Genomic DNA, 20,232 nt, shown 5'->3' with positions numbered 1-20,232 from the left:
ATGTCCGATGCCAAGATTCGTGTACGCCAGGTCGGCAAGACCTTCGTCAGCGAGCGCCGTGAGGTGCAGGCGCTGCAGTCGATCGACCTGGACATCCAGCCCAACGAGTTCGTCACCTTCGTCGGCGCCTCGGGCTGCGGCAAGTCCACCCTGCTGCGCATCATCGCCGGCCTGGAGACGCTGAGTCGCGGCGAGATCCTGCTCGACGGCAGGCCCATCGACGGCCCCGGCGTCGACCGCGCCATGGTCTTCCAGCACTACAGCCTCTACCCCTGGCTGACGGTGATGCAGAACATCAAGTTCTGCCGCCAGCTCAAGGTGATCGGCGATACCGTGCGCCACGATGGAGACGTGGAGTCCGCCGCCGGCCGCGCCGATGCCCTGCTCAACCTGATGGGTCTGACGCGCTTCGCCGATGCCTACCCCAGCCAGCTCTCCGGCGGCATGCAGCAACGCGTTGCCATTGCCCGCGCCCTGCTGCCCAAACCCGCGACACTGCTGATGGACGAGCCGTTCGGCGCGCTGGATGCGCAAACCCGCGAAGTCATGCACGACCTGATCCGTCACGTGCACCGGCTGGAGAAAAGCACCATCCTGTTCGTCACCCACGATGTCGAAGAAGCCATCTATCTGGGCAGCCGCATCGTGCTGATGGCGCCCCGCCCCGGGCGCATCGATTCCATCTACGAGGTGCCGCTGCCGGCCCAGCGCCACCAGGACATGAAGCTCGCGCCGGAATTCACTGAGCTCAAGCGCGAGATCCTCGCCCGCATCCGCGAAACCTCCGGCATGCAGACCGACCTCGAGCAACTGGCCAAACTCAGCGCCGTGGCCGGCTGAAGGCTAGCGGCCAAGCAGTTCGGCCATTGCCGCGAACACCTGGCGCATGGCCGCCGCGCTGCGGCCCGGCCCACCGGCACAATGGCCCCAGTCCGATTCGAGCACCCGCAGCTCGGCACCCGGAATCAGCGCGGCCTCGTGGCGGGCATCCTCGACGGTGAAATACAGATCGCTGCTGCCGGGCATCAGGATGGTCCGCGCACGGATGCGCCCCAGCGCTTCGGCCAGCGAGCCGGCAGCGAAACTGCGGGCGGGGTCGGCCGATTGCCAGGTATGCAGCACGCAGAGCAGGTCGTTGGCGTCCTGCTCCAGATGATCCTGCTCCCAGTAGTCGAGCAGCGCCTCAAGGCTCTCGAAACCCAGCTCGCGCCACAGCTCATGACGATAGAACGCCTGCGAATAGGCCCAGCCGGCATAGGCACGGCCGAACGCCCGCAGCCCGCGTTCCGGCGGCATGCTGTAGCGCCCTCCCAGCCAGGCGGCGTCGGCACACAGCGCCGCCTTCACCCCTTCGAGAAACACCCGGTTATGTGGCCAGCAGCGTGCCGTACAGCAGAACGGCAGGATGGCACGCATCCGCTCCGGATAGGCCATTGCCCAGAACAGTGTCTGCATGCCGCCCATGGACCAGCCGCTGACCAGGGCGAGCTGCCAGTCGTCGCCATACAACCGATCGAGCAACGCCTTCTGCGCCCTCACGTTGTCCAGCAGACCGACCCGCGGGAAGTCCGCTGCGCCCTGACCGGGCGCAGCGTTGCTCGGCGAAGTCGACCAGCCTGCACCGAACAGGTTTGTCAGCACCACGCAGTAATCGCCGCCTGCCAGTGGCCCCTCCGCACCAAGCAGGGGCAGGCTGCCCCAATGTGTGCCGCCGTAGTAGCTCGGAATCAGCACCAGGTTGTCCCGCGCGCGGTTCGGCGTACCGATTACCTGATAGCAGATGCGTGCATTACGCAATCGCTCGCCACTTTCCAGGCGCATTTCGCCCAGCGCGAAAAATTTCTTTTCCCTTTTTATTTCAATCATCTGCGTGACTCCTGCAGTGGCGCATAGGGCGCCAGGCGGCACCAGCGTCGGCCCGTTTCTATACACGCTGGCATGTATATTGGATGAAGGAATCGTGCCAGCGGTGCCAAGCGCCGCCACTCATGACTCCAAGGAGCGCAAGCAGATGACCAGCTTTCCCCTCTCCTCCGTCGAGGAGCTGAAACAGCGGCTGCAGGACAAGGGCGTGAAGTACGCCATGGCCAGCTACGTCGACATGCACGGCGTGATCAAAGGCAAGTTCGTCCCGCTCGACCATCTGGGGCAGATGCTTCGCGGTTCCGAGCTATACACCGGCGCGGCACTTGACGGCGTGCCGCAGCAGATCAGCGATAACGAAGTGGCGGCGATGCCCGATCCGGCCAGCGCCACCCAGTGCAGCTGGAATCGCAGCCTGGCCTGGTTCGCCAGCGACCTTTATCTAGACGGCAAGCCCTTCGACGCCTGCTCGCGCGGCATCCTCAAGCGCCAGACCGATGCTGCGGCCGAGATGGGCTACAGCTTCAATCTGGGCATCGAGACCGAGTTCTTCCTCTACAAGGACACCCCGGACGGCGGCTTCGCCCCGCTCAGCGATCGCGATACCGCGGCCAAGCCCTGCTACGACCCGCGTCTGTTGATGGACAATCTGCCGGTGATCGATGAGCTGGTGGAAGCCATGAACGAGATGGGCTGGGGCGTGTACTCGTTCGACCATGAAGACGCCAACGGCCAGTTCGAAACCGACTTCAAGTACGCCGACGCGCTGACCATGGCCGACCGCTTCGTGTTCTTCCGCATGATGGCCAACGAGATCGCTCGTAAGCACGGCGCCTTCGCCACCTTCATGCCCAAGCCGTCCGCGCAGCGCACCGGCAGCGGTGCGCACTACAACATGTCCCTGGCGGACCTGGCCTCGGGCAAGAACCTGTTCGAAGTGGATGGCGAAGATCCGCACGGCTGCGGCGTCACCCCGCTCGCCTATCACTTCATCGCCGGCGTGCTTAAACACGCCAAGGCCATCTGCGCGGTCATCGCGCCTACGGTAAACAGTTACAAGCGGCTGATCCGCAAAGGCGCCATGTCCGGCTCGACCTGGGCGCCGGTGTTCGTCTGCTACGGCAACAACAACCGCACCAACATGCTGCGCATTCCGTCCCAGGGCGCGCGGGTCGAATGCCGCGCCGCGGATATCGGCTGCAACCCCTACCTCGGCGCCGCAATGATCCTCGCCGCAGGCCTCGAGGGCATCCGCGACAAGCTCGAACCGGGCCAGCCACACCGCGAGAACATGTACGACTACAGCGAAAAGGACGTCGCGGACATGGGTATCGAAACCCTGCCGCGCACCCTCAGCGAAGCCATCGACGCGTTCGAGGCCGATCCGCTGTCCCGTCAGGTCTTCGGCGATGCGATGTACGAAGCCTTCGTCGACTTCAAGCGCGACGAGTGGAACGCCTACCACACCCATGTTTCCGACTGGGAAATCCAGCGCTATCTGAAATTCTTCTGAACAGGGAGTCTCACCATGCAAGGCACCATGAAAAAGCTGTTCTGCGCAGGGGCCATCGCCCTGGCCGCCCTTTCTCCGCTGGCCCAGGCGGAGGAGAAAAAAACCTTTAACCTGGCCTGGACCATCTACGTCGGCTGGATGCCGTGGAAGTACGCCGACGAGTCCGGAATCATGAAGAAGTGGGCCGACAAGTACGGGATCGAGGTAAACATCAGCCAGATCAACGACTATGTCGAGTCCATCAACCAGTACAGCGCCGGCCAGTTCGACGGCGTGGTCGCCACCAGCATGGATGCGCTGTCGATCCCGGCGGCTGGTGGCGTCGACACCACCGCGCTGATCGTCGGCAGCTACTCCAACGGCAACGACGGCCTGGTGATGAAGGGCACCAGCGATCTCAAGCAGATCAAGGGCCAGCAGGTGCACCTGGTGGAACTGTCGGTGTCGCACTACATCCTGGCCAAGGCGCTGGACAGCGTGGGCCTGTCGGAGAAGGACGTGCAGGTGGTCAACACCTCGGATGCGGACATCGTTGCCGCATTCAGCACCGCCGATGTTCGTAACGTGGCGACCTGGAGCCCGCTGCTGCAGGAAGTCGCCGCTGCACCGGACGCGCATCAGGTGTTCGACTCCGCCAGCGTGCCGGGCCACGTCAAGGACTTACTGATCGTCAATAGCGAGACGCTGGCCGACAACCCCGCCTTCGGCAAGGCGGTCACCGGCGCCTGGTACGAGGTGATGGCGATCATGGCCAGCGACACACCGGAAGGCGCCGAGCTACGTGCCCAGCTGGGCACGGCGTCCGGCACCGACCAGGCCGGCTACGAGGCGCAACTCAGAGGCACGCATATGTTCTACCAGCCAGCCGAAGCGGTCGCCTTCATCTCAGGCGCTCAGGCCCATGAAGCCGTGGACAGCGTGCGCACATTCTCCTTCGACCACGGCCTGCTGGGTGATGGTGCGGATTCAGTGGACTTTGTCGGTATCACCATGCCGACCGGCGCGCTCGGTGACCAGGGCAACCTGAAACTGCGCTTCGACACCACCTACATGCAGATGGCCGCCGACGGCGTCCTGTGAGGGCTTGCCACGCAGTGGGCCTTGCCGGCACGCTGCGTGGCCGCCGCGCATTTCGAGGAGCCTTATGCGCCGTACCAAAGAAGACGCCGAGCAGACTCGCCTCAAGGTCATCGCCGCAGCACTCGAGCTGTTCAGCCGCAACGGCTACTCGAACACCACGCTGGCGATGATCGCCGAGGCCGCGGGCTTCAGTCGCGGCCCTATCTACTGGCATTTCAAGAGCAAGGACGAGCTTTACCAGGCCGTACTGACCATTTCCCAAGAGCCGTTGGAGCGATTGATAGCGCGCAGCCGGAAACTCGCCAAGGAACCAGCTGCCGCCCTCGAGCATTTCGTCAACGAGTGGTTCCGCCTGCTACTGGACGACCGCTGGTATCGCCAGTCTTTCGAGATCCTGCTGAACAAGACCGAACTCACAGCGCAGATGGCCAGCACGCTCAAGCGTGAGCGCAAGCTGACCCGCGACATGGTCCAATTGCTCGAGGAGCTGATCGAGCAAGGGCAGCACATGCAGGTTATTCAGCACTGCCAGCCGCCCCGCGCGCTAGCGTTGCTGCTCTACTCAAGTTTGATGGGCATCACCCACACCTGGCTGCTGTCACCGAAGCTGTTCTCACTCAGGGAGCAGGCGCCCTTTATGGCGAGCAATCTGTTGGCACTGGTGACGGCAGTGCATATCGACACTGCCCAGCAGACTAGCCGAGCAACCGAGGGCGTTTGAGGTTGCTTAGCAGGGAGGATCTGAGGGCGGCGGCATCCAGATCGATGGTGCTGATCAGGCCGGCGATCTCGGCGCGGGAAAGGGATACACGGCACGGCAGGCCGGTGAGCAGCAGCGATTCGCCGGTCGCCTCATCGATGAGCATTACGCGTACGGTGGACGGCGAGTCCATGCGGGCGCTGAATACCAGCGGCTCGAAGTCCTGCTGAATCAGTGCGAAGGCTTCCGGTTGCCTGAAACGTTTCATGGCGACAACTCCATTTGTCAGGCGGCGCATTCTAGCAGCCGGCTGGCGCATCGCCACCTCGGCAACTGCCAACTCTGCCACAGGCTGGAGCGATCTCATCGAGCAACCATCAACGAACGGCCAGGCGGGACAACGCACCAAAATTGCGCCCGTTTGGGTTTGCTTGCGGCGTGCGTGGCAGTTGCGCTGAAGTGACTACGAAGGCGTCGCTTTCGGGGAGGTCGCCTGCGCTCGCATGAGCGTGATGGGACCAAACTGGGACCAACAACGCCCCTTTTCGGAACCCCAGAAACACTGAAGGCCCCGGAATACGGGGCCTTCAGGTTTTCAGATGGCGGAAGCGCAGAGATTCGAACTCTGGGAAGGGTCTCCCCTTCGGCGGTTTTCAAGACCGCTGCCTTCAACCACTCGGCCACACTTCCGGATAAAGCGGGCGCAATAGTACCGGATAGAAATACACTGTCAAACACTGATGCTAGGCATTCAACGTGCCTCTGCTATGATCCGGGACAAATCGTCTCAGGCTTGAATTCATCCAAGGAGTGTCGCCATGCACGAACACGAATACGCGCTTAGCCACACGCAGGTCGAACAGCGCGAGGTCAGCAAGGTCCTGCGTAACACCTACGGACTACTGGCCATGACCCTCGCGTTCAGCGGCCTGGTTGCCTATATGGCCATGCAGGCAAACGCGGCCTACCCGAATATCTTCGTGGTGCTGATCGGCTTTTACGGGCTGTTCTTCCTCACTGCCAAGCTGCGCAACTCGGCATGGGGTCTGGTTTCCACCTTCGCCCTGACCGGGTTCATGGGCTACACCCTGGGCCCGATCCTCAACATGTATCTGGGTCTAGCCAACGGCGGTGAGCTGATCAGCTCGGCGTTGTCGATGACTGCCCTGGTGTTCTTCGGACTGTCGGCCTACGTGCTGATCACTCGCAAGGACATGAGCTTCCTCAGTGGCTTCATCACCGCGGGCTTCTTCGTGTTGATCGGCGCCATGCTGGCGGGCTTCTTCTTCCAGATCACCGGGCTGCAACTGGCGATTAGCGCAGGTTTCGTGCTGTTCTCCTCGGCCTGCATCCTGTTCCAGACCAGCGCCATCATCCACGGCGGCGAGCGCAACTACATCATGGCCACCATTGGCCTGTTCGTTTCGCTATACAACCTGTTCATCAGCCTGCTACAGCTGCTGGGCATCTTCGGTGGCGACGACTGATCGCTCCCCAGCTTGAACAAGCCCGCTTCGGCGGGCTTTTTCATGCCTGCAGCTGGCGTATCATGTCGGCTGTTCTGCCATGGTGCCCCGATGAAATTCGTAATCGCCCTGTTTGCTCCGCCCCATTCACCCGCTGCCCGCCGCGCGTTGCGCTTTGCCGAAGCCGTGCTCGCTGGCGGGCATGAAATCGTCCGGCTGTTCCTCTATCAGGATGGCGTGCACAGTGCTTCAGCGAATGTCGTGGCGGCACAGGACGAACTGGACGTGGCGGCTGAATGGAGCCGTTTCGTCAGCGCCAACCAGCTGGACGGCGTGGTCTGCATCGCCGCCGGCCTGCGTCGCGGCGTACTGGATGCCGGCGAAGCGCAGCGCTACCAGCGTCCGGCAGCGAACCTTGCCGCTGGCTGGGAGCTGTCGGGGCTGGGCCAGCTGCATGAAGCCGCGCAACAAGCGGATCGGCTCGTCTGCTTCGGAGGCCAATGATGGCGCGTTCCATGCTAATCATTAGCCGTCAGGCGCCCTGGGCCGGCCCGTCGGCCCGCGAGGCACTGGATATCGTGTTGGCCGGCGGCGCTTTCGAGCTGCCGCTCGGGCTGCTGTTTCTCGACGACGGCGTATTCCAGCTTACGAAGGCGCAGCAGGCCGCATCGCTCGAGCAGAAAGATCTAAGCGCGAATCTGCAGGCGCTGCCGCTGTTCGGCATCGACAGTCTGTTCGTCGCTCGCCGCAGCCTGGCCGAGCGCAACCTGGATGAATCCTCTCTGGCGCTGCCAGTCGAAATCCTCGACGACACCGACCTGAGCACCCTGATCAACCGCTATGACCATGTGATCACGATCTGATGGCCACTTTGCATGTGCTTTCCCATTCGCCCTTCAGCGACGGCCGCTTCAGCAGCTGTCTGCCGCTGCTAGGTGACACCGACGCCCTGCTGCTGACCGGCGACGCAACCTACGCCCTGACGGCCGGAACCAAACCCGCGACCGAGCTGGAGCAACTGTCTGAGCAGGTCGCGCTGTTCGCACTTGAAGAAGACGTGCAGGCCCGGGCACTCGGCATGCTGCCGTCGCGCGTGCAACTGCTGGACTATGCGGGCTTTGTCGAACTGACCTGCCGCTACCTGCGGGTCAACAGCTGGCTATGAACCTGTTAGTCGAAGGGCGCGAGATCGCGCTGGACAAGGACGGCTTTCTGGTCGATCTGGCTGACTGGAACGAACCCGTTGCAGAAGCGCTGGCAGACCGTGAAGACTTGGCACTGGAAGCCGATCACTGGGAAATCCTGTGGCTGCTGCGCGAGTTCTATGCAGAATTTCAGCTGTCGCCGGCCACGCGCCCGCTGATCAAGTACACCGCGCTCAAGCTCGGCGCGGAGAAAGGCAACAGCATGCACCTCAACCGCCTGTTCAAAGGCCCCCCCGCCAAACTGGCCGCCAAGCTGGCCGGGCTGCCGAAACCGAGCAATTGTCTATGAACATCGAAACCCCAGCAGAACATCCTTTCGCCGCCTTCGTGCGCATTCTCGGCAAAGGTAAGCGTGGCGCCCGCGACCTGACACGCGAAGAAGCCCGCGAGGCCATGGGCATGCTGCTCGACGGCAAGGTCGAGGACGCTCAGCTGGGTGCTTTCCTCATGTTGCTGCGCCATAAGGAAGAAAGTGCCGAAGAGCTGGCAGGCTTCACCGAGGCCGTACGCGAGCGCGTGCAGGCACCGGCTATCGCGGTCGACCTCGACTGGCCAAGCTATGCCGGCAAGAAACGCCACCTGCCCTGGTATCTGCTGGCCGCCAAATGCCTGGCGAACAACGGCGTGCGCATCCTCCTTCATGGCGGCGGTGCGCACACCGCCGGACGCATCTATAGCGAACAGCAACTGGAGCTACTGGGCATCCGTCACTGCAACAGTTGGGAGCAAGTAGGCGCTGCGCTGGACCAGAGCAATCTCGCGTTCATCCCGCTGGGCGCCTGGATGCCCGTGCTGCAGCGCATGATCGACATGCGCAACCTGCTTGGCCTGCGCTCCCCAGTGCATTCGCTGGCACGCCTGCTCAACCCATTGGGCGCGCGCTGCGGGTTGCAGAGCATCTTCCACCCCGGTTATCAGGACACTCATCGCCAGGCCAGCACATTGCTCGGTGACCACGCCATCGTCATCAAGGGCGAAGGCGGCGAAATCGAGATGAACCCGGACAACATCTCGCACCTCTACGGCACCACTGGCGGCACACCGTGGGATGAGGAATGGCCGGCGCTGTCCGAGCGACGTCACGTGAAGCCCGCGCAGCTCGACCCACAGCAGCTGCTTGCCGTCTGGGCTGGAGAGCAACAAGACGCGTACGGCGAACTCGCAGTGATCGCCACCATGGCCCTTGCCCTGCGAGGGCTTGGCGCGACTCGAGACGCGGCTTTCGAGCAAGCGCAAAGCTACTGGCAGGCCCGCCACTCATCGATTTAAGCGATAGGATTAACCCGCCATTCGGTCACATTGATCGAACGATGCTTCCTAGACTGCCCTCCTATGCCGTAACAGGAGGACAAAATGGGATTACTTATCGATGGCCAGTGGCATGACCGCTGGTATTCAAGCCGAGATGGCAGGTTCGAACGCGAACACTCCAAGCGTCACAACTGGATCACCCGGGATGGCTCGCCGGGGCCCGGCGGCAAAACCGGCTTTCCAGCCGAGGCCGGCCGTTACCACCTGTACGTTGCGCTAGCGTGCCCTTGGGCTCACCGCACACTGATCTACCGCAAGCTCAAAGGTTTGGAGACCCTGATCGACGTGTCTGTGGTCAGCTGGCTAATGGCGGAGAACGGCTGGACCTTCGACAAGGCAACCGGCTCCAGCGGGGACGCGCTGGACGGCCTTGAATATCTGCATCAACGCTACACCCGCGATGACTCGGGCTACTCTGGGCGCGTGACGGTTCCTATCCTGTGGGATCGGGAACGCCACTGCATCGTTAACAATGAGTCCGCCGAGATCATCCGCATTTTCAACGGTGCGTTCGACGATCTCACCGGATCGCAGCTGGATTTCTATCCTGAACCATTACGTGGCGAAATCGATGCGCTAAACGCGCGGATCTATCCGGCGATCAACAACGGGGTCTACCGAGCAGGTTTCGCCACGACCCAGGAGGCCTACGAAGAGGCCTTCGACGAGTTGTTCCGTGAGCTCGACTGGCTGGAGCGACGCCTGGGCAAGCAGCGCTACCTGACAGGGGAGTACCTGACAGAGGCCGACTGGCGCCTGTTCACCACAGCCATTCGCTTCGACGCGGTTTACCACGGCCACTTCAAGTGCAACCTGCGCCGCATCGAGGACTATCCGAACCTGTCGAACTGGCTACGCGAGCTCTACCAGTGGCCGGGAATTGCCGAAACGGTGGATTTCACACACATCAAGAACCACTACTACGCCAGCCATCGACAGATCAACGGAAATGGCATCGTGCCGAAAGGTCCGCTTCTTGGACTGGATCGACCACATGATCGCGATCGCCTGCGAGGCAGCGGCATCTGGGTGAGATCGGAGCACAGCTAGCCTGAAACCCATACCATCGCCCGGATGTCGTGCTTCTACAAAACCCCAGGTCCTGTGGGAAGCGCGCCCGCGGCGATGCGGTCACATCCGACGGCTGCCGGGGCCAGCGGATCAGTCATCCAGCTGTACCATGCTCGAGCATATGGCACATGGCAGTCTTCAGCTTCATCGGCCGCACCGGCTTGTGCATCAGCATATGGCCCAGCTCGCGGACCTGCTGCTTGAGTTCGTTGCTGTAGTTGGCGGTGATCATCAGCGCCGGTAGCGGGCTGGCGCGGCGCGCATTGACGGTGGCCACGACATCGATGCCGGTGTGGCCATTGTCCAGGTGGTAGTCGGCGATCATCAGGTCGGCCTCGGCATGGAAGTTGTCCACCTGCCGCGCCAGGTCCTCCTCGGACAGTGCGGTGATCACCTTGCAGCCCCAGCCTTCCAGCAGCGTGCGCATGCCGGCACAGATCGCCGTGTCGTTATCCAGAACCCACACCCGAGCGCCCTGCAGTCGCTGTAGCACCAGCTCCGTGGTGCTTGGCTCAGGCCGCGCCTTGGGTGCGCGCTTGGCCAGCGGTACGTCGATAGCGAAGCAGGAACCGCGGCCCGGATGCGAGCTGACCCGGATGCGGTGGCCCAACATACGGGCGATTTTCTCGACGATGGCCAGGCCTAGGCCGAGGCCGCGGTCCTGGTTGGGGCGCACGCCCTCCCCACGTTTGAATTCGTGGAAGATCTCCTCGAGCTTGTCCGAGGCGATGCCGACGCCGGTGTCCCACACCTCGATGGACAGGCTCTGCCGATGGCGGCGACAGCCCAGCAGCACGCGCCCCTGCGGCGTATAGCGGATGGCGTTGGTCAGCAGGTTGCGCAGGATGCGCGCCAGCAGCTGGATATCGCTGCGCACCAGCGCCGAGCAAGGAATGAAGTCCAGCTGCAGCTGCTCGGCCCCGGCGATCTGGCGAAACTCCATGGCGAGGTTTTCCAGCAGCTCACTGACAGCGAACGGAGCAATATCCGGCTTGATCACACCGGCATCCAGCTTGGAAATGTCGACCAGCGTGCCGAGCAGGTTTTCCACATCTTCCAGCGAATTGCTGATGTTGCGGATCAGCCCGCCGTTGGGCGCTCCCGGTTGCTCAAGCAAGGCGCTGGTGAACAGCCGCGCGGCGTTGAGCGGCTGCAGCAGGTCATGACTGACCGCGGCAAGGAATTTGGTCTTCGACAGGTTGGCTACTTCCGCCTCGCGCTTGGCTTCACGCAGGCGCGCCTCGACATGGCTGCGCTCGTCAATCTCGCGCAGCAGCTGGTCGTTGAGGCTGGTCAGCTCGGCGGTGCGCTCACGCACCCGCTGTTCGAGATTCTGATAGGCCTGATGCAGCGCCTCGGCGGTGCGCCGGCGATCGGTGATGTCCTGAATCAGCACGAAGATGCCAGCCACTTCGCCATTGGCCTGCCGGTTCGGCACATAGGAGCGCAGCATGTAGCGCTGCTGGCCGGCATGGTTGCGCTCGGCCATCTCGAAGCTGACGCTTTCGCCGGAGAGTGCCCGGTCGATGTACGGCTCCAGCTGCCGCCAGTGCTCGCCGCTGTGGACCTCGCGCAGCGACTGGCCGAGCATGCCGTCGCTGGGCCAGCGATACCATTCCTCGTAGACCTTGTTGGTGAACTCGTAGGTGAGATCGGCCGAGACATAGGCGATCAACGCCGGCACATGGTCGGTGATCAGGCGGATCCAGCGCTCGCTCTCGCGCAGCGCCTCGGCATGGCGGTAGCGCTCGGTGATGTCGGTGAAGGTATTGACGAAGCCACCGGTTGGCAGCGCATGGGTGCGGATTTCCAGCACGCGCCCATCGAACAGCCGCTGCTCCAGTTCGCGAATCGGCCGGCCGCGGGCGTCACGGCTGTTGGGCGTGAGCAGGGTCAGCTCGCTGTCGGCCATGACTTCCTCGAACGGCCGGTGCGCTTCGATCGGCGCCAACCCGCAGAGTTCGAGGAATCGCCGGTTCCACAACTCCAGAGCGCCTTCGGCGCTGACCATGGCCACCCCCTGGGACAGGTTGTCCACGGCGCGCTGCAACAGCCGCGACTTCTGCGCCAGGGCCTGCTCGCGGCGCATGGTTTCGCTGACTTTCACCTCGGTGATGTCGGTGTAGAGAATCACCAGCCCGCCTTCGCGGGTCGGGCGCTCACTGACCTGCACCCAGCGCCCGTTGTTCAGGCGATACACTGTTGGCTCGTCGCCCTTGCCGCGGTGTTCCTCGACGATCAGCCCGGTGCTTTCCGCCAGCCGGCGCACCTCCGCCAGCCGGGTGCCGGCGTTGATGCGCGCGCGCGTGCGTGTCCATAGCGACTTGAAACGACGGTTGAACAGGACGATGCGCTGATCGCGGTCGAACAGCACGAAGGCATCGGAAATGCTTTCGATGGCGTCGACCAGGTGCTGGTGCGCGGTTTCCGCGCGCAGCCGCGCATCGCTGAGCAGCTGGTTGCTGCCCTTGAGTTCGGCCATCGCCTGATTCAGGGCGTCGGTACGCTCGCGGACCTGCTCGGCCAGTTCCACCGAATGTTGGAAAGCCGCATAGGAGGCATCCCGCCCGGCGCCACTGGATTCGACGCGCTCGATCAGCGCAGCGTTGATGCGCTTGAGCTTGAGGTTTTCCCGCTCGAGTTCGGCCTGTCGCGCCAGCAGCTCAGCGACCTGCCCGGCCTCCGGGTCGGCCAATGGCGACACCGGTGAAGGTCTGGTTGATGTGCATGCCATTGAACTGCTCTCCGTAGGTGTTGAAGCCGATCACCTGCTGGCGTCGGAGAAAAGCCGAAGTCTGTTCGCCGGTGTCGTTGCCCTCGATTTCCAGCCGGCGCAGAAAGCAGTCGCAACCAATGGTCAACAGCGGCGGCCCGAGGCGCTGTTCCAGCCGCTCGAACAGGGCTTCCAGATTCGGCATCAGCGGGCCGGGTTCCATGGCGGTGAGCACGATGCCGTTCTCCACCGCGCAATAGAAGGTCAGGCTCATGTCCTCATTGACCTTCTGGATCGAGCGCACGTAGTAGTGCTCGTTGATCCGCACCGCCAGCGGGTGGGCCGCGAACAGACGGTGATCGAGATCGCTTACTGGCACACCGATCAGCCGTGCGTATTCCTCGGCGGCCGGCTCGGCGTTCAGTTCGTAAACCCGCCGGCTGTTGCTGTCGGCGCGGGTCACCACCAGTTTGTCTTCGAGTGGCAGGATGTGATGGGTGGTGAACACCTCGAAATCCAGCCAGGTATTGATCAGCACCACGATCGCCGCACCACTGTAGAACCGGCCGTCGTAGTAGACGTAGGTATCGCTGAGGTGATTGTCGTCGCCGGCCGAACCACCGAAGTGCGGAATGCTGCCGAACGCCGCGCTAAGCGCAGACAACACGATCTCCTCACGGCTGGACAGCCCGTCGAGCAGCGTCAGCGCAAAGCTGTGGTCCTTGATCGGTGCCAGCGAGTTGCTGCGGCAGTCGCTACCCAGGCGTTCGACCAACTGCTGTGCCTCGATCAGGCTGAAGCGATCCATCTCGTCGATCAGCTCGCAGGCGATGGAGAAGCTTCGATGGTCGAAGCCGACTGCCGTCACGCAGCTACGCCCATAGCCTTGGGAGGTGATCTCGCCCGCCGAAGTGCAACCGACCAGACGCACGCCACCGAAGTATTGGCGCAGCGCATCGCCCAGTGCCGGCAAGTCATATTCCGCTGAACAGAAGAACAGCACGAAGCCCAGATGCGGGTGCATCAGTTGGCGCGCCAGGTCCTGCGCCACCGTTTCGGGTAGCCGCGCCTCGGACATCGCCGTGCGGATCACTTCGCCTTGTTCATCGGTCACGCACGATACCCCGCACCACCTGAATCGGATGTCCCCATTCTTGGGCAGGGCATATGGGACGAAAATGCTACTTGAGTACCGGTAAAGGCCTGCCTAGGTAGCATCGCGACGAAACAACGCAGGTTGCCAACAGTTCCGCTGCCGAGAGCGGTGATGTCGAATTGAGCAGATGTCGAAAAGGCTGGCCCTCACGGGTACCAGCCTTTCAGGTGCAGCGGTTGTCGTTGCACTCAGGGCGTGGGGACGATCAACGTACGCACCACTGCATCGCAACGGATGGCACGACCTACGGTTCGACTGCCATCCGCGCCCTTCCGTCGCTGTTGCTTAGAAGCTGAGCGCCGCACCCACTGCGAAGGTGCGGGTTTCTTCATCCAGCGCCGGGCTATCCTTGCCTTCGATCTCGAACTGGTTCAGCTCGGCAACCAGCGTCAGGTTGTCGTTGATGCTGTGAAACAGAGCGATGCCGCGGGTCTCGTAGTCAGCCGCACTGCCCAGACCGTTGCCGTCATCCTTCGTTTTGCCGTAGGACAGGGCTACGCGGTTCTTGCCGAAGCGGTAGGAACCCTGCAGCAGGTAGCCGTCGCTGTCCACCTCACGCAGCAGTGCTTCGCCGGCGTTGTTGGTGAAGAACGGGTTGATGCCCTCGGCCTGGAAGCCCGAGGCGGTCAGCGACAGGCTGCCCATTTTGGCCTGCACGCCGTAACCCAGGCCCTTGGAATCGACTTTGTCGATGCTGCTGTCGGTGTTGTCCGAGCTCTGCTGCATGCCGTTGATCCAAGTGTAGAACTGCGTGCCGCCCATCTCGAACTCGTAGGTGATCTCGGTTTCGAAACGCGGCGCTTCCTGGTACGCCTTGTCCAGAGTGGACGAGGTGTCCTCGGTGGTATCCACCGGGTCCATGATGCCTGCGGCGATGCGCAGACCATTCATCTTCGGCGAGCGATAGGTGATCTGCGAAGTCGGGAACGGGTATGGATAGCCGGTACCAATATTGCCGAAGGAGACGCCGCCGCCATCGACCAGGCCCAGGGTATCGCTGACCTGACCGTAACCGCTGAGCATTTCGTCGAGCAGGATGTTGGAGCGACCGAACAGGCCGAAATCCTTACCGAAAAGCACTTCGCCCCACTGCTCACTCGCTGCGGTCGCGTAGAACTGACGCACGTCGATGCCGGTTTCGGTGCCGTTGGTATCGCTGTCGTTGATCGTTACCCAGAAGGATGAGCGGCCACCGAGTTTGAGGTCGCCGACCTGCTTGCCGAAGTTGAAGCCGATCCAGTTGGGCAGAAAGCCCATCTTCACCCGCGACTGCTTGCGGTCGAACTGCTCACCATCCCGATCGATGTCGCTGTGGACGTAGAAGGTGTTGAAGTAACCATCTACGGCGAAGGTGGTGTCCCCTTCATCGTAAAGCATGATTTCGGCAAGTGCCGATTGGCTTACGGTCATGGCGACGGCACTGGCAAGGGCCAGTGGTAGCAGGGTTGATACGGCTTTCTTGTTCTTGTGCATGGCGCTCTCCGCGGTAATGACGACAAGCAGTCGTGACGGGAGCGATTATCGAAAGGCCATCAGGGCACACATACGCTTCGATGGCGGCGAAAGGCTAGTACTTTCGCCGCGGGGGTCGATCTGCGCGCAAAGCATGTCATCCGCTGACGTCATAGATGTGGGCTTAGGTACTACATCCAAAGCAGCGCGCGCCTAATCCGGCGCAGACAAAAGCCCAATCTTTCTATTGCTCGTAGTGGAAGGCGGGACGACCGGCCGGACAGGGCTACCCTCGGACAACGGGGCGGGTTCGGTCAGCGCTGCCGCCAGCGCGCGTCCGGTGCGTCTGCATTGGCCACGACACACCAACCGCCGATGGCGCTGCGCAGTGCATGTAGCTGATCACGCATATCCTGAACCTGGAGGACAGCCATGGCGGCGTTCACAGCGGCGGGATGGCTGTTGTCGCCGCCAGCCAAGCGAGCTTGCCAGATACGCTCGGCATGCCGCCGCAAGTCCGCGCTCTGTTCTGACAGCGACGCGCTGTCGAGGGACGCCGCGGTGGCCTGCGCAGCCAGGTTGCCAGCGAAGGCTTCAAGGAAGGCTTCGATATGGCCAAGAATTTCGGGGGCCGAAGCGCTGGGGGATTGCACGGCGAACACGATACCGGGCCGCTCGCCGAACTGGCGAAAGCCGCAAAACACCGCGTAGCCCAGTTGCAGCTCGCTGCGCAGGCGGCGGAAGAACGCGCCCTCCATGAGCCGTGAAAGCTGTCGCCAAGCCGCCTCCGTGGCCGCCATACGATCCGGCAGAGGGCAAAACAGGACCAGCGCAGTTTCTTCACCCGGCTCGCCAAAGCGAGACCACTGGTAGCGCGGCACGCCTGCGGCCTGCTCACTGCTGATGAGGTCCGGCATGCCGGGCACAGCATCGAGAACATCCTGCAACGGTCCACTCAGATGAACTGGGAATCCAACCACCAATGCATCCCAGTGTGACCGGAGCCAGAGCAGATCGAGTCCGGCCTGATGCAGAGGAAGGCCATCAACGGACGTCATCGGCTCCAGCAGAGCAGGAATTCGGCGTAGCAGCTGCCGTATCAGTATCTCGTCGGCACACGGGGTTTCAGCTTTGCTGAGCAAGCGCGAACCTTCATCGAACGCACTGGCTGGTGGCGCCTTCAGTACCCTGAGCAAGTCCCGAAGAATGATCGGTGCCGCCTCGGCATGGCCGACCAGGGACAGACACCAACTGCGCCCGTGGTCTTCGAAACGCACCTCGACCCCCGCCTGTGCGGCGGCATGGGTATGTGGTCGCAATGCAGCGTTCAGCACGTGCCCCAGGCCGGCCGCCGGCTGCCCACTGGACAGGCGCCACCTGACATACAGTGCACCCTGCCCACTCGCACCGTCGCCGTGCTCGAGCCAGCACAGCGATGGCGACAGCACCGGCGCCGTCCGCGGCTGCACTCGCTCACTCAACCAGGGATTGCGTTCGGGGAGCTGCCATTGCCACGCTCTGGGATCTGGAATCGGCAGCTGTTGCGAAGCCACCTGCAGCGCAAATCCCGCGCCTTTCGTAGCGACGCGCGCGTGACCGTCACCGTCGCTGCCATCGACGGTAAGGATGATCGGCTCACAGCCGTGCAACGCTGCGCCCAGCGTCCTGAACGCATGCTGTACATCTGTGGCGTTGGTAGACGGCGACCAGGCTCCCGGATCGATCCAATAGCGCAACAGCGCCAATGGCTCCTTGCCCAGCAGCTCGCGCTGGCGAATATGCACGTATTCGCTCCACAGCTCGGACCAGGGCGCCTGCGATGTCATGAAGTGCAGCCAGCCACGCGCTGCCGCAACGAGCTGACCGCGATCCGCCATGCCCTGCTCTGTCAGCTGAAATTCGAGTACGACCACGCCCTGCCCCGCGTGCCAGTAGGGCGTCCGCAGCACCAGCGCATCGCACCAGCGCGCCTCGCGCATTGCCGCGAAGAAACTGCCATTGGCCTGGGAGGCCAAGCATGACCGCAGGACATCCAGCGCCACGGCGACGCCTTCGGGCAGGTCGTCCAGAGCGAATGCCATGGCCAGGCAGGGCTTTGCAGCGTCAACCTTCAGATGCAACGCGGCGCCGTCATCAGCGCGCAACGGCGGCACCGGCCTTGCTACCAAAGATGCAGCCGGCAACTGGCACTCGACGCAACTCAACACCTCAATCAGTTGCTCAAGACTGCAGGGAGCGGCAACCAGCAGCTCCATCTGCTCGGCGTGGTAGAAGCGACTGTGATAGCCCTGCAGCGCCTGCTGGAACGCCCGCAGCTCTACCGGCAGCGTGTCGCGATTGCCCGCGTGAAAGGCAGAAAACGGATGCGGGGTGGTCAGCGCCGTACCAATAGCGGCGTCGCACAGGGTTTCCCGATCCCGCCCACGCGCCAGGAATTCGGCCTGCAATACCTCGCGCTCGCGAAGCTGCGCAGCCGGATCGAGCAAAGGCCGAGCAAGCATATCGAGCAGGCGCTTCAACGCTTCGTCAAAGGCCGCAGGCGAAACCTGAAAGAAAAAATCGGTGTGGCGCTCGCGGGTCGATGCATTCAGTAGCCCGGCACAGCCCTGCACGAACGGCATCAGACTTTGCGACGGCCCGTAGGCATGGCTGCCTAGAAACAGCAGATGCTCGAGAAAATGCGCGAGCCCCGGATATTGACTCGGCGCGTCGTGCGCACCGGCATGCACGCGCACCAGCGCTGCCGCCTGGCTGCCAGTCGGCAACTGGATAAAGCCCACCTGCAGACCATTGGAAAGCACGTGGCGCAACGGTAGCAAGGTAGAAGGAACGCTGTCTGGCGTCATGGATTACTCTCCTCTAGCCCGACAGTCACGCGCATCGCTCAAGTATCCAGCTGGCCGGCGAGAAATTGCCGCAAACGGCGCTGCATCAGCTTGCCGGAACTACCCAGGCAGGCGATCGGCGTACCCGCCAGCGCTTCACGACCCAGTTCGGCGGCCTCACCGGCCACCGCCAGCGGGCAATCGAGCCCTAGCGATAGCTTGTTGAGCTGGCGTAGTTGCGCCTCGCCGTGGGGAACGTTGGAGAACAGGACCAGGCCCTGCGGTTTCATCTTGTCGCAGACCAGCGCGAGCTCCTCCAGCGGCTGCCCGATCGGCAGCACGCTGACGGCCAGGCTGTCGCCGCTCAACATCAGCCCTGCTACCAGCAGCTCCAGTTCGCGGCACTGCCCTGGCATCGCGGCGAGCAGTACGCGCTCGCCAGCCGGCATGCGAGCCAGCTGCAACCGCTGGAGCACCCGGGCACGGAGAAAGGCATCGAGAAAGAGCCACTCGCTGGTGCCGCCGAACTCATCCTGACGCAGCAGAAGCTCCTGCCAAACCGGCAACAGAACATCCTGAAAAACCACGGCCAGCGGATAGGTGGAGAAGACCTGGCCATAAAGCTGCTCCAGGCGCACCTCGTCGAAACTATTCACGGCTTCGCGCAGCTGCGCTTGCCACTCACCCCACTCCCCACTGACAACTATTGCGGGCTCCTCAGCTTCGCGGGTTGCCGCGCTGCGCGCCAGAATGCTGCCGACCTTGCTTACCGCCACGCCACGCTCGGTCCAGGAAAGGATGCTGCGCACCGCTTCCACATCTGCCATCGAGTACAGCCGATGGCCACTGTCCGTGCGTGTCGGCCGGATCAGTCCGTAGCGGCGTTCCCACGCGCGCAAAGTCACCGGGTTGACACCAGTAAGGCGGGAAACCTCGCGGATAGGAAATAGCTCCTGCTGCTCGAACGCATTCGAGGCCAGGTTCGAAGCGCCGGAAGAATCGGTCATGGGGCGGCTCGCTGGAAGAGAATGCCGAGATTGTAACCCAGCGTTTCGCAGCATACCCTCTACAAACGTTGTACAAACCCGAGGTGCGATGAAATGACGCCCGATCTGCCGTTGACGCTCTATGTCGATCGCGCCTGCCCGCTCTGCGCCCGTGAAGTCCGCTGGCTAGAAAAAAAGGCCGATCCTGCACGGCTGCTACTAGTCGATATCAGCGCTGCAGACTTCAACTCCGACGGCCTCGACCGAGACGTAACGCAACTGCGCAGGCGCTTACATGCGCGTAGCGCCAGCGGAGTCTGGTTGACTGGCGTGGACGCTACCTACTGGAGCTGGCGTCTCGCGGGCCACGGCGTTTGGGCCACCCCGCTCGTCTGGCGGCCACTGCGCCCGCTGCTACTGCTCGGCTACCAGCTGTTCGCCGTGCTACGCCCCCATCTGGATTGGCTGCCGCATCCCGACGGTGCGAATCGTTGTGCCACCCAGTGCAACGTCCCGCAGAAGCCGTCGAACGCTGACGGCACAACCGAAGATCACCGTTAGTTCTGTGCGAGCAGCGGCATGCGCAGGCCGAGCCCGAACTCCACAGCTGCCGGGCGCCCGATCATCTCGTCATGGCTGACCGGCTGCCGCCAGTAGACCTCGCGCACACCGCACGCCCGAAGCTCCCGCTTCAAGCTGCCCTGGTCGCACCAGACGTTACGCTGGCCTACGGCGAACTGCCGCCGGCGACCGCTGCGCTCGACCACCCAGGCGCTGTATCCACAGCAGCGCAAACCATGCAGCTCGACCCGCTCTATTCGGCCGAGACATAGCGCAATACGTAGCCTCAACCTCGATACGCTCAGTTTCATATTCGGATACCTGTACAGA

The 20,232-nt window shown here is 62.8% G+C and carries 20 protein-coding genes and 1 tRNA gene; 12 read left to right on the top strand and 9 right to left on the bottom strand.

Translation table 11 applies throughout. From position 1 onward, the window contains the following. Positions 1 to 840 carry an ABC transporter ATP-binding protein gene (locus AAEZ08_RS00890; protein WP_014820355.1) on the top strand — a complete coding sequence of 280 codons (840 nt, stop codon included), beginning with the start codon at positions 1 to 3 and terminating at the stop codon, positions 838 to 840. 3 nt (positions 841 to 843) lie between these two features. Here the strand turns inward: AAEZ08_RS00890 and AAEZ08_RS00885 are convergent, their stop codons facing one another. Then, positions 844 to 1,866: an alpha/beta fold hydrolase gene (locus AAEZ08_RS00885; RefSeq protein WP_500123553.1), complete on the bottom strand. Its 1,023-nt coding sequence runs from the start codon at positions 1,864 to 1,866 to the stop codon at positions 844 to 846. A gap of 145 nt (positions 1,867 to 2,011) precedes the next feature. Between AAEZ08_RS00885 and glnT the strand changes: the two genes are divergently transcribed. From glnT to AAEZ08_RS00870, 3 genes are all read left to right on the top strand, one after another. After that, a complete protein-coding gene (glnT, locus tag AAEZ08_RS00880) occupies positions 2,012 to 3,376 on the top strand; it encodes a type III glutamate--ammonia ligase (protein ID WP_003284502.1) in 1,365 nt (454 codons plus the stop codon). A gap of 15 nt (positions 3,377 to 3,391) precedes the next feature. After that, positions 3,392 to 4,456: a putative urea ABC transporter substrate-binding protein gene (locus AAEZ08_RS00875; protein WP_500123552.1), complete on the top strand. Its 1,065-nt coding sequence runs from the start codon at positions 3,392 to 3,394 to the stop codon at positions 4,454 to 4,456. A 64-nt stretch (positions 4,457 to 4,520) separates the two neighbouring features. Further along, positions 4,521 to 5,177 (top strand): TetR family transcriptional regulator, encoded by a 657-nt coding sequence (locus AAEZ08_RS00870; RefSeq protein WP_181066457.1) that lies wholly within the window; start codon positions 4,521 to 4,523, stop codon positions 5,175 to 5,177. Here the strand turns inward: AAEZ08_RS00870 and AAEZ08_RS00865 are convergent. Further along, positions 5,152 to 5,424, bottom strand: a complete 273-nt coding sequence (locus tag AAEZ08_RS00865) for a DUF1652 domain-containing protein (RefSeq protein WP_500123551.1) — start codon at positions 5,422 to 5,424, stop codon at positions 5,152 to 5,154. The two genes, AAEZ08_RS00870 and AAEZ08_RS00865, sit on opposite strands and share 26 nt — an antisense overlap. Positions 5,425 to 5,756: 332 nt before the next feature. After that, positions 5,757 to 5,846 (bottom strand) — tRNA-Ser (locus tag AAEZ08_RS00860). A 128-nt stretch (positions 5,847 to 5,974) separates the two neighbouring features. On the opposite strand from AAEZ08_RS00860, the gene AAEZ08_RS00855 reads away from it, so the two are divergent. From AAEZ08_RS00855 to AAEZ08_RS00825, 7 genes are all read left to right on the top strand, one after another. Next, on the top strand, positions 5,975 to 6,643 hold the full coding sequence (locus AAEZ08_RS00855; protein WP_015277156.1) for a Bax inhibitor-1/YccA family protein: 669 nt from the start codon (positions 5,975 to 5,977) through the stop codon (positions 6,641 to 6,643). 90 nt (positions 6,644 to 6,733) lie between these two features. Then, positions 6,734 to 7,126 (top strand): sulfurtransferase complex subunit TusD, encoded by a 393-nt coding sequence (tusD, locus tag AAEZ08_RS00850; RefSeq protein ID WP_312442569.1) that lies wholly within the window; start codon positions 6,734 to 6,736, stop codon positions 7,124 to 7,126. Continuing rightward, on the top strand, positions 7,126 to 7,485 hold the full coding sequence (gene tusC / locus AAEZ08_RS00845; RefSeq protein WP_482693079.1) for a sulfurtransferase complex subunit TusC: 360 nt from the start codon (positions 7,126 to 7,128) through the stop codon (positions 7,483 to 7,485). The genes tusD and tusC overlap by 1 nt, the downstream gene beginning before the upstream one ends. Further along, positions 7,485 to 7,787, top strand: coding sequence for a sulfurtransferase complex subunit TusB (gene tusB / locus AAEZ08_RS00840; protein ID WP_500123550.1), 303 nt, complete (start codon positions 7,485 to 7,487; stop codon positions 7,785 to 7,787). Before tusC ends, tusB begins: the two co-directional genes overlap by 1 nt. Beyond that, a complete protein-coding gene (locus AAEZ08_RS00835; protein ID WP_500123549.1) occupies positions 7,784 to 8,116 on the top strand; it encodes a TusE/DsrC/DsvC family sulfur relay protein in 333 nt (110 codons plus the stop codon). Before tusB ends, AAEZ08_RS00835 begins: the two co-directional genes overlap by 4 nt. Further along, positions 8,113 to 9,096, top strand: coding sequence for a glycosyl transferase family protein (locus tag AAEZ08_RS00830; protein WP_482693082.1), 984 nt, complete (start codon positions 8,113 to 8,115; stop codon positions 9,094 to 9,096). Before AAEZ08_RS00835 ends, AAEZ08_RS00830 begins: the two co-directional genes overlap by 4 nt. An 84-nt stretch (positions 9,097 to 9,180) precedes the next feature. Next, on the top strand, positions 9,181 to 10,188 hold the full coding sequence (locus tag AAEZ08_RS00825) for a glutathione S-transferase family protein (RefSeq protein ID WP_500123548.1): 1,008 nt from the start codon (positions 9,181 to 9,183) through the stop codon (positions 10,186 to 10,188). Positions 10,189 to 10,303: 115 nt separating this feature from the next. Here the strand turns inward: AAEZ08_RS00825 and nahK are convergent, their stop codons facing one another. From nahK to AAEZ08_RS00800, 5 genes are all read right to left on the bottom strand, one after another. Next, positions 10,304 to 12,943 carry a hybrid sensor histidine kinase/response regulator NahK/ErcS' gene (gene nahK, locus AAEZ08_RS00820; RefSeq protein ID WP_500123547.1) on the bottom strand — a complete coding sequence of 880 codons (2,640 nt, stop codon included), beginning with the start codon at positions 12,941 to 12,943 and terminating at the stop codon, positions 10,304 to 10,306. Next, positions 12,873 to 14,036, bottom strand: a complete 1,164-nt coding sequence (nosP, locus tag AAEZ08_RS00815) for a nitric oxide-sensing protein NosP (protein ID WP_500123546.1) — start codon at positions 14,034 to 14,036, stop codon at positions 12,873 to 12,875. Before nosP ends, nahK begins: the two co-directional genes overlap by 71 nt. Positions 14,037 to 14,363: 327 nt before the next feature. After that, positions 14,364 to 15,551, bottom strand: a complete 1,188-nt coding sequence (locus AAEZ08_RS00810) for a porin (protein ID WP_003284517.1) — start codon at positions 15,549 to 15,551, stop codon at positions 14,364 to 14,366. A gap of 293 nt (positions 15,552 to 15,844) precedes the next feature. Further along, the gene (pqqF, locus tag AAEZ08_RS00805; protein WP_500123545.1) at positions 15,845 to 18,376 is read right to left on the bottom strand and encodes a pyrroloquinoline quinone biosynthesis protein PqqF; all 2,532 of its coding nucleotides are present in this window, start codon (positions 18,374 to 18,376) and stop codon (positions 15,845 to 15,847) included. Positions 18,377 to 18,414: 38 nt separating this feature from the next. Continuing rightward, entirely contained in the window at positions 18,415 to 19,362 is a 948-nt protein-coding gene (locus AAEZ08_RS00800; RefSeq protein WP_003284519.1) for a MerR family transcriptional regulator, read from the bottom strand. A 93-nt stretch (positions 19,363 to 19,455) separates the two neighbouring features. Here AAEZ08_RS00800 and AAEZ08_RS00795 point away from each other — a divergent pair, with 93 nt between their 5' ends. After that, positions 19,456 to 19,902, top strand: coding sequence for a thiol-disulfide oxidoreductase DCC family protein (locus tag AAEZ08_RS00795; protein WP_500123544.1), 447 nt, complete (start codon positions 19,456 to 19,458; stop codon positions 19,900 to 19,902). Here the strand turns inward: AAEZ08_RS00795 and AAEZ08_RS00790 are convergent. Further along, positions 19,899 to 20,213: a DUF6482 family protein gene (locus tag AAEZ08_RS00790; RefSeq protein ID WP_500123543.1), complete on the bottom strand. Its 315-nt coding sequence runs from the start codon at positions 20,211 to 20,213 to the stop codon at positions 19,899 to 19,901. The two genes, AAEZ08_RS00795 and AAEZ08_RS00790, sit on opposite strands and share 4 nt — an antisense overlap. Positions 20,214 to 20,232: the final 19 nt, after the last annotated feature.

This window comes from Pseudomonas sp. E45-MNA-CIBAN-0222 (assembly GCF_040310405.1).
Classification (GTDB): Bacteria; Pseudomonadota; Gammaproteobacteria; order Pseudomonadales; family Pseudomonadaceae; genus Stutzerimonas; species Stutzerimonas stutzeri_AC.
This window is presented reverse-complemented; position numbering and strand designations above follow the sequence as displayed.

What these genes read in the sequence shown, in the direction of transcription:
- AAEZ08_RS00890 (WP_014820355.1), top strand. Translation starts at nt 1, where the DNA reads ATGTCCGATGCCAAGATTCGTGTACGCCAGGTCGGCAAGACCTTCGTC.
- AAEZ08_RS00885 (WP_500123553.1), bottom strand. Translation starts at nt 1,866, where the DNA reads ATGATTGAAATAAAAAGGGAAAAGAAATTTTTCGCGCTGGGCGAAATG.
- glnT (WP_003284502.1), top strand. Translation starts at nt 2,012, where the DNA reads ATGACCAGCTTTCCCCTCTCCTCCGTCGAGGAGCTGAAACAGCGGCTG.
- AAEZ08_RS00875 (WP_500123552.1), top strand. Translation starts at nt 3,392, where the DNA reads ATGCAAGGCACCATGAAAAAGCTGTTCTGCGCAGGGGCCATCGCCCTG.
- AAEZ08_RS00870 (WP_181066457.1), top strand. Translation starts at nt 4,521, where the DNA reads ATGCGCCGTACCAAAGAAGACGCCGAGCAGACTCGCCTCAAGGTCATC.
- AAEZ08_RS00865 (WP_500123551.1), bottom strand. Translation starts at nt 5,424, where the DNA reads ATGAAACGTTTCAGGCAACCGGAAGCCTTCGCACTGATTCAGCAGGAC.
- AAEZ08_RS00855 (WP_015277156.1), top strand. Translation starts at nt 5,975, where the DNA reads ATGCACGAACACGAATACGCGCTTAGCCACACGCAGGTCGAACAGCGC.
- tusD (WP_312442569.1), top strand. Translation starts at nt 6,734, where the DNA reads ATGAAATTCGTAATCGCCCTGTTTGCTCCGCCCCATTCACCCGCTGCC.
- tusC (WP_482693079.1), top strand. Translation starts at nt 7,126, where the DNA reads ATGGCGCGTTCCATGCTAATCATTAGCCGTCAGGCGCCCTGGGCCGGC.
- tusB (WP_500123550.1), top strand. Translation starts at nt 7,485, where the DNA reads ATGGCCACTTTGCATGTGCTTTCCCATTCGCCCTTCAGCGACGGCCGC.
- AAEZ08_RS00835 (WP_500123549.1), top strand. Translation starts at nt 7,784, where the DNA reads ATGAACCTGTTAGTCGAAGGGCGCGAGATCGCGCTGGACAAGGACGGC.
- AAEZ08_RS00830 (WP_482693082.1), top strand. Translation starts at nt 8,113, where the DNA reads ATGAACATCGAAACCCCAGCAGAACATCCTTTCGCCGCCTTCGTGCGC.
- AAEZ08_RS00825 (WP_500123548.1), top strand. Translation starts at nt 9,181, where the DNA reads ATGGGATTACTTATCGATGGCCAGTGGCATGACCGCTGGTATTCAAGC.
- nahK (WP_500123547.1), bottom strand. Translation starts at nt 12,943, where the DNA reads ATGGCATGCACATCAACCAGACCTTCACCGGTGTCGCCATTGGCCGAC.
- AAEZ08_RS00810 (WP_003284517.1), bottom strand. Translation starts at nt 15,551, where the DNA reads ATGCACAAGAACAAGAAAGCCGTATCAACCCTGCTACCACTGGCCCTT.
- pqqF (WP_500123545.1), bottom strand. Translation starts at nt 18,376, where the DNA reads ATGACGCCAGACAGCGTTCCTTCTACCTTGCTACCGTTGCGCCACGTG.
- AAEZ08_RS00800 (WP_003284519.1), bottom strand. Translation starts at nt 19,362, where the DNA reads ATGACCGATTCTTCCGGCGCTTCGAACCTGGCCTCGAATGCGTTCGAG.
- AAEZ08_RS00795 (WP_500123544.1), top strand. Translation starts at nt 19,456, where the DNA reads ATGACGCCCGATCTGCCGTTGACGCTCTATGTCGATCGCGCCTGCCCG.
- AAEZ08_RS00790 (WP_500123543.1), bottom strand. Translation starts at nt 20,213, where the DNA reads ATGAAACTGAGCGTATCGAGGTTGAGGCTACGTATTGCGCTATGTCTC.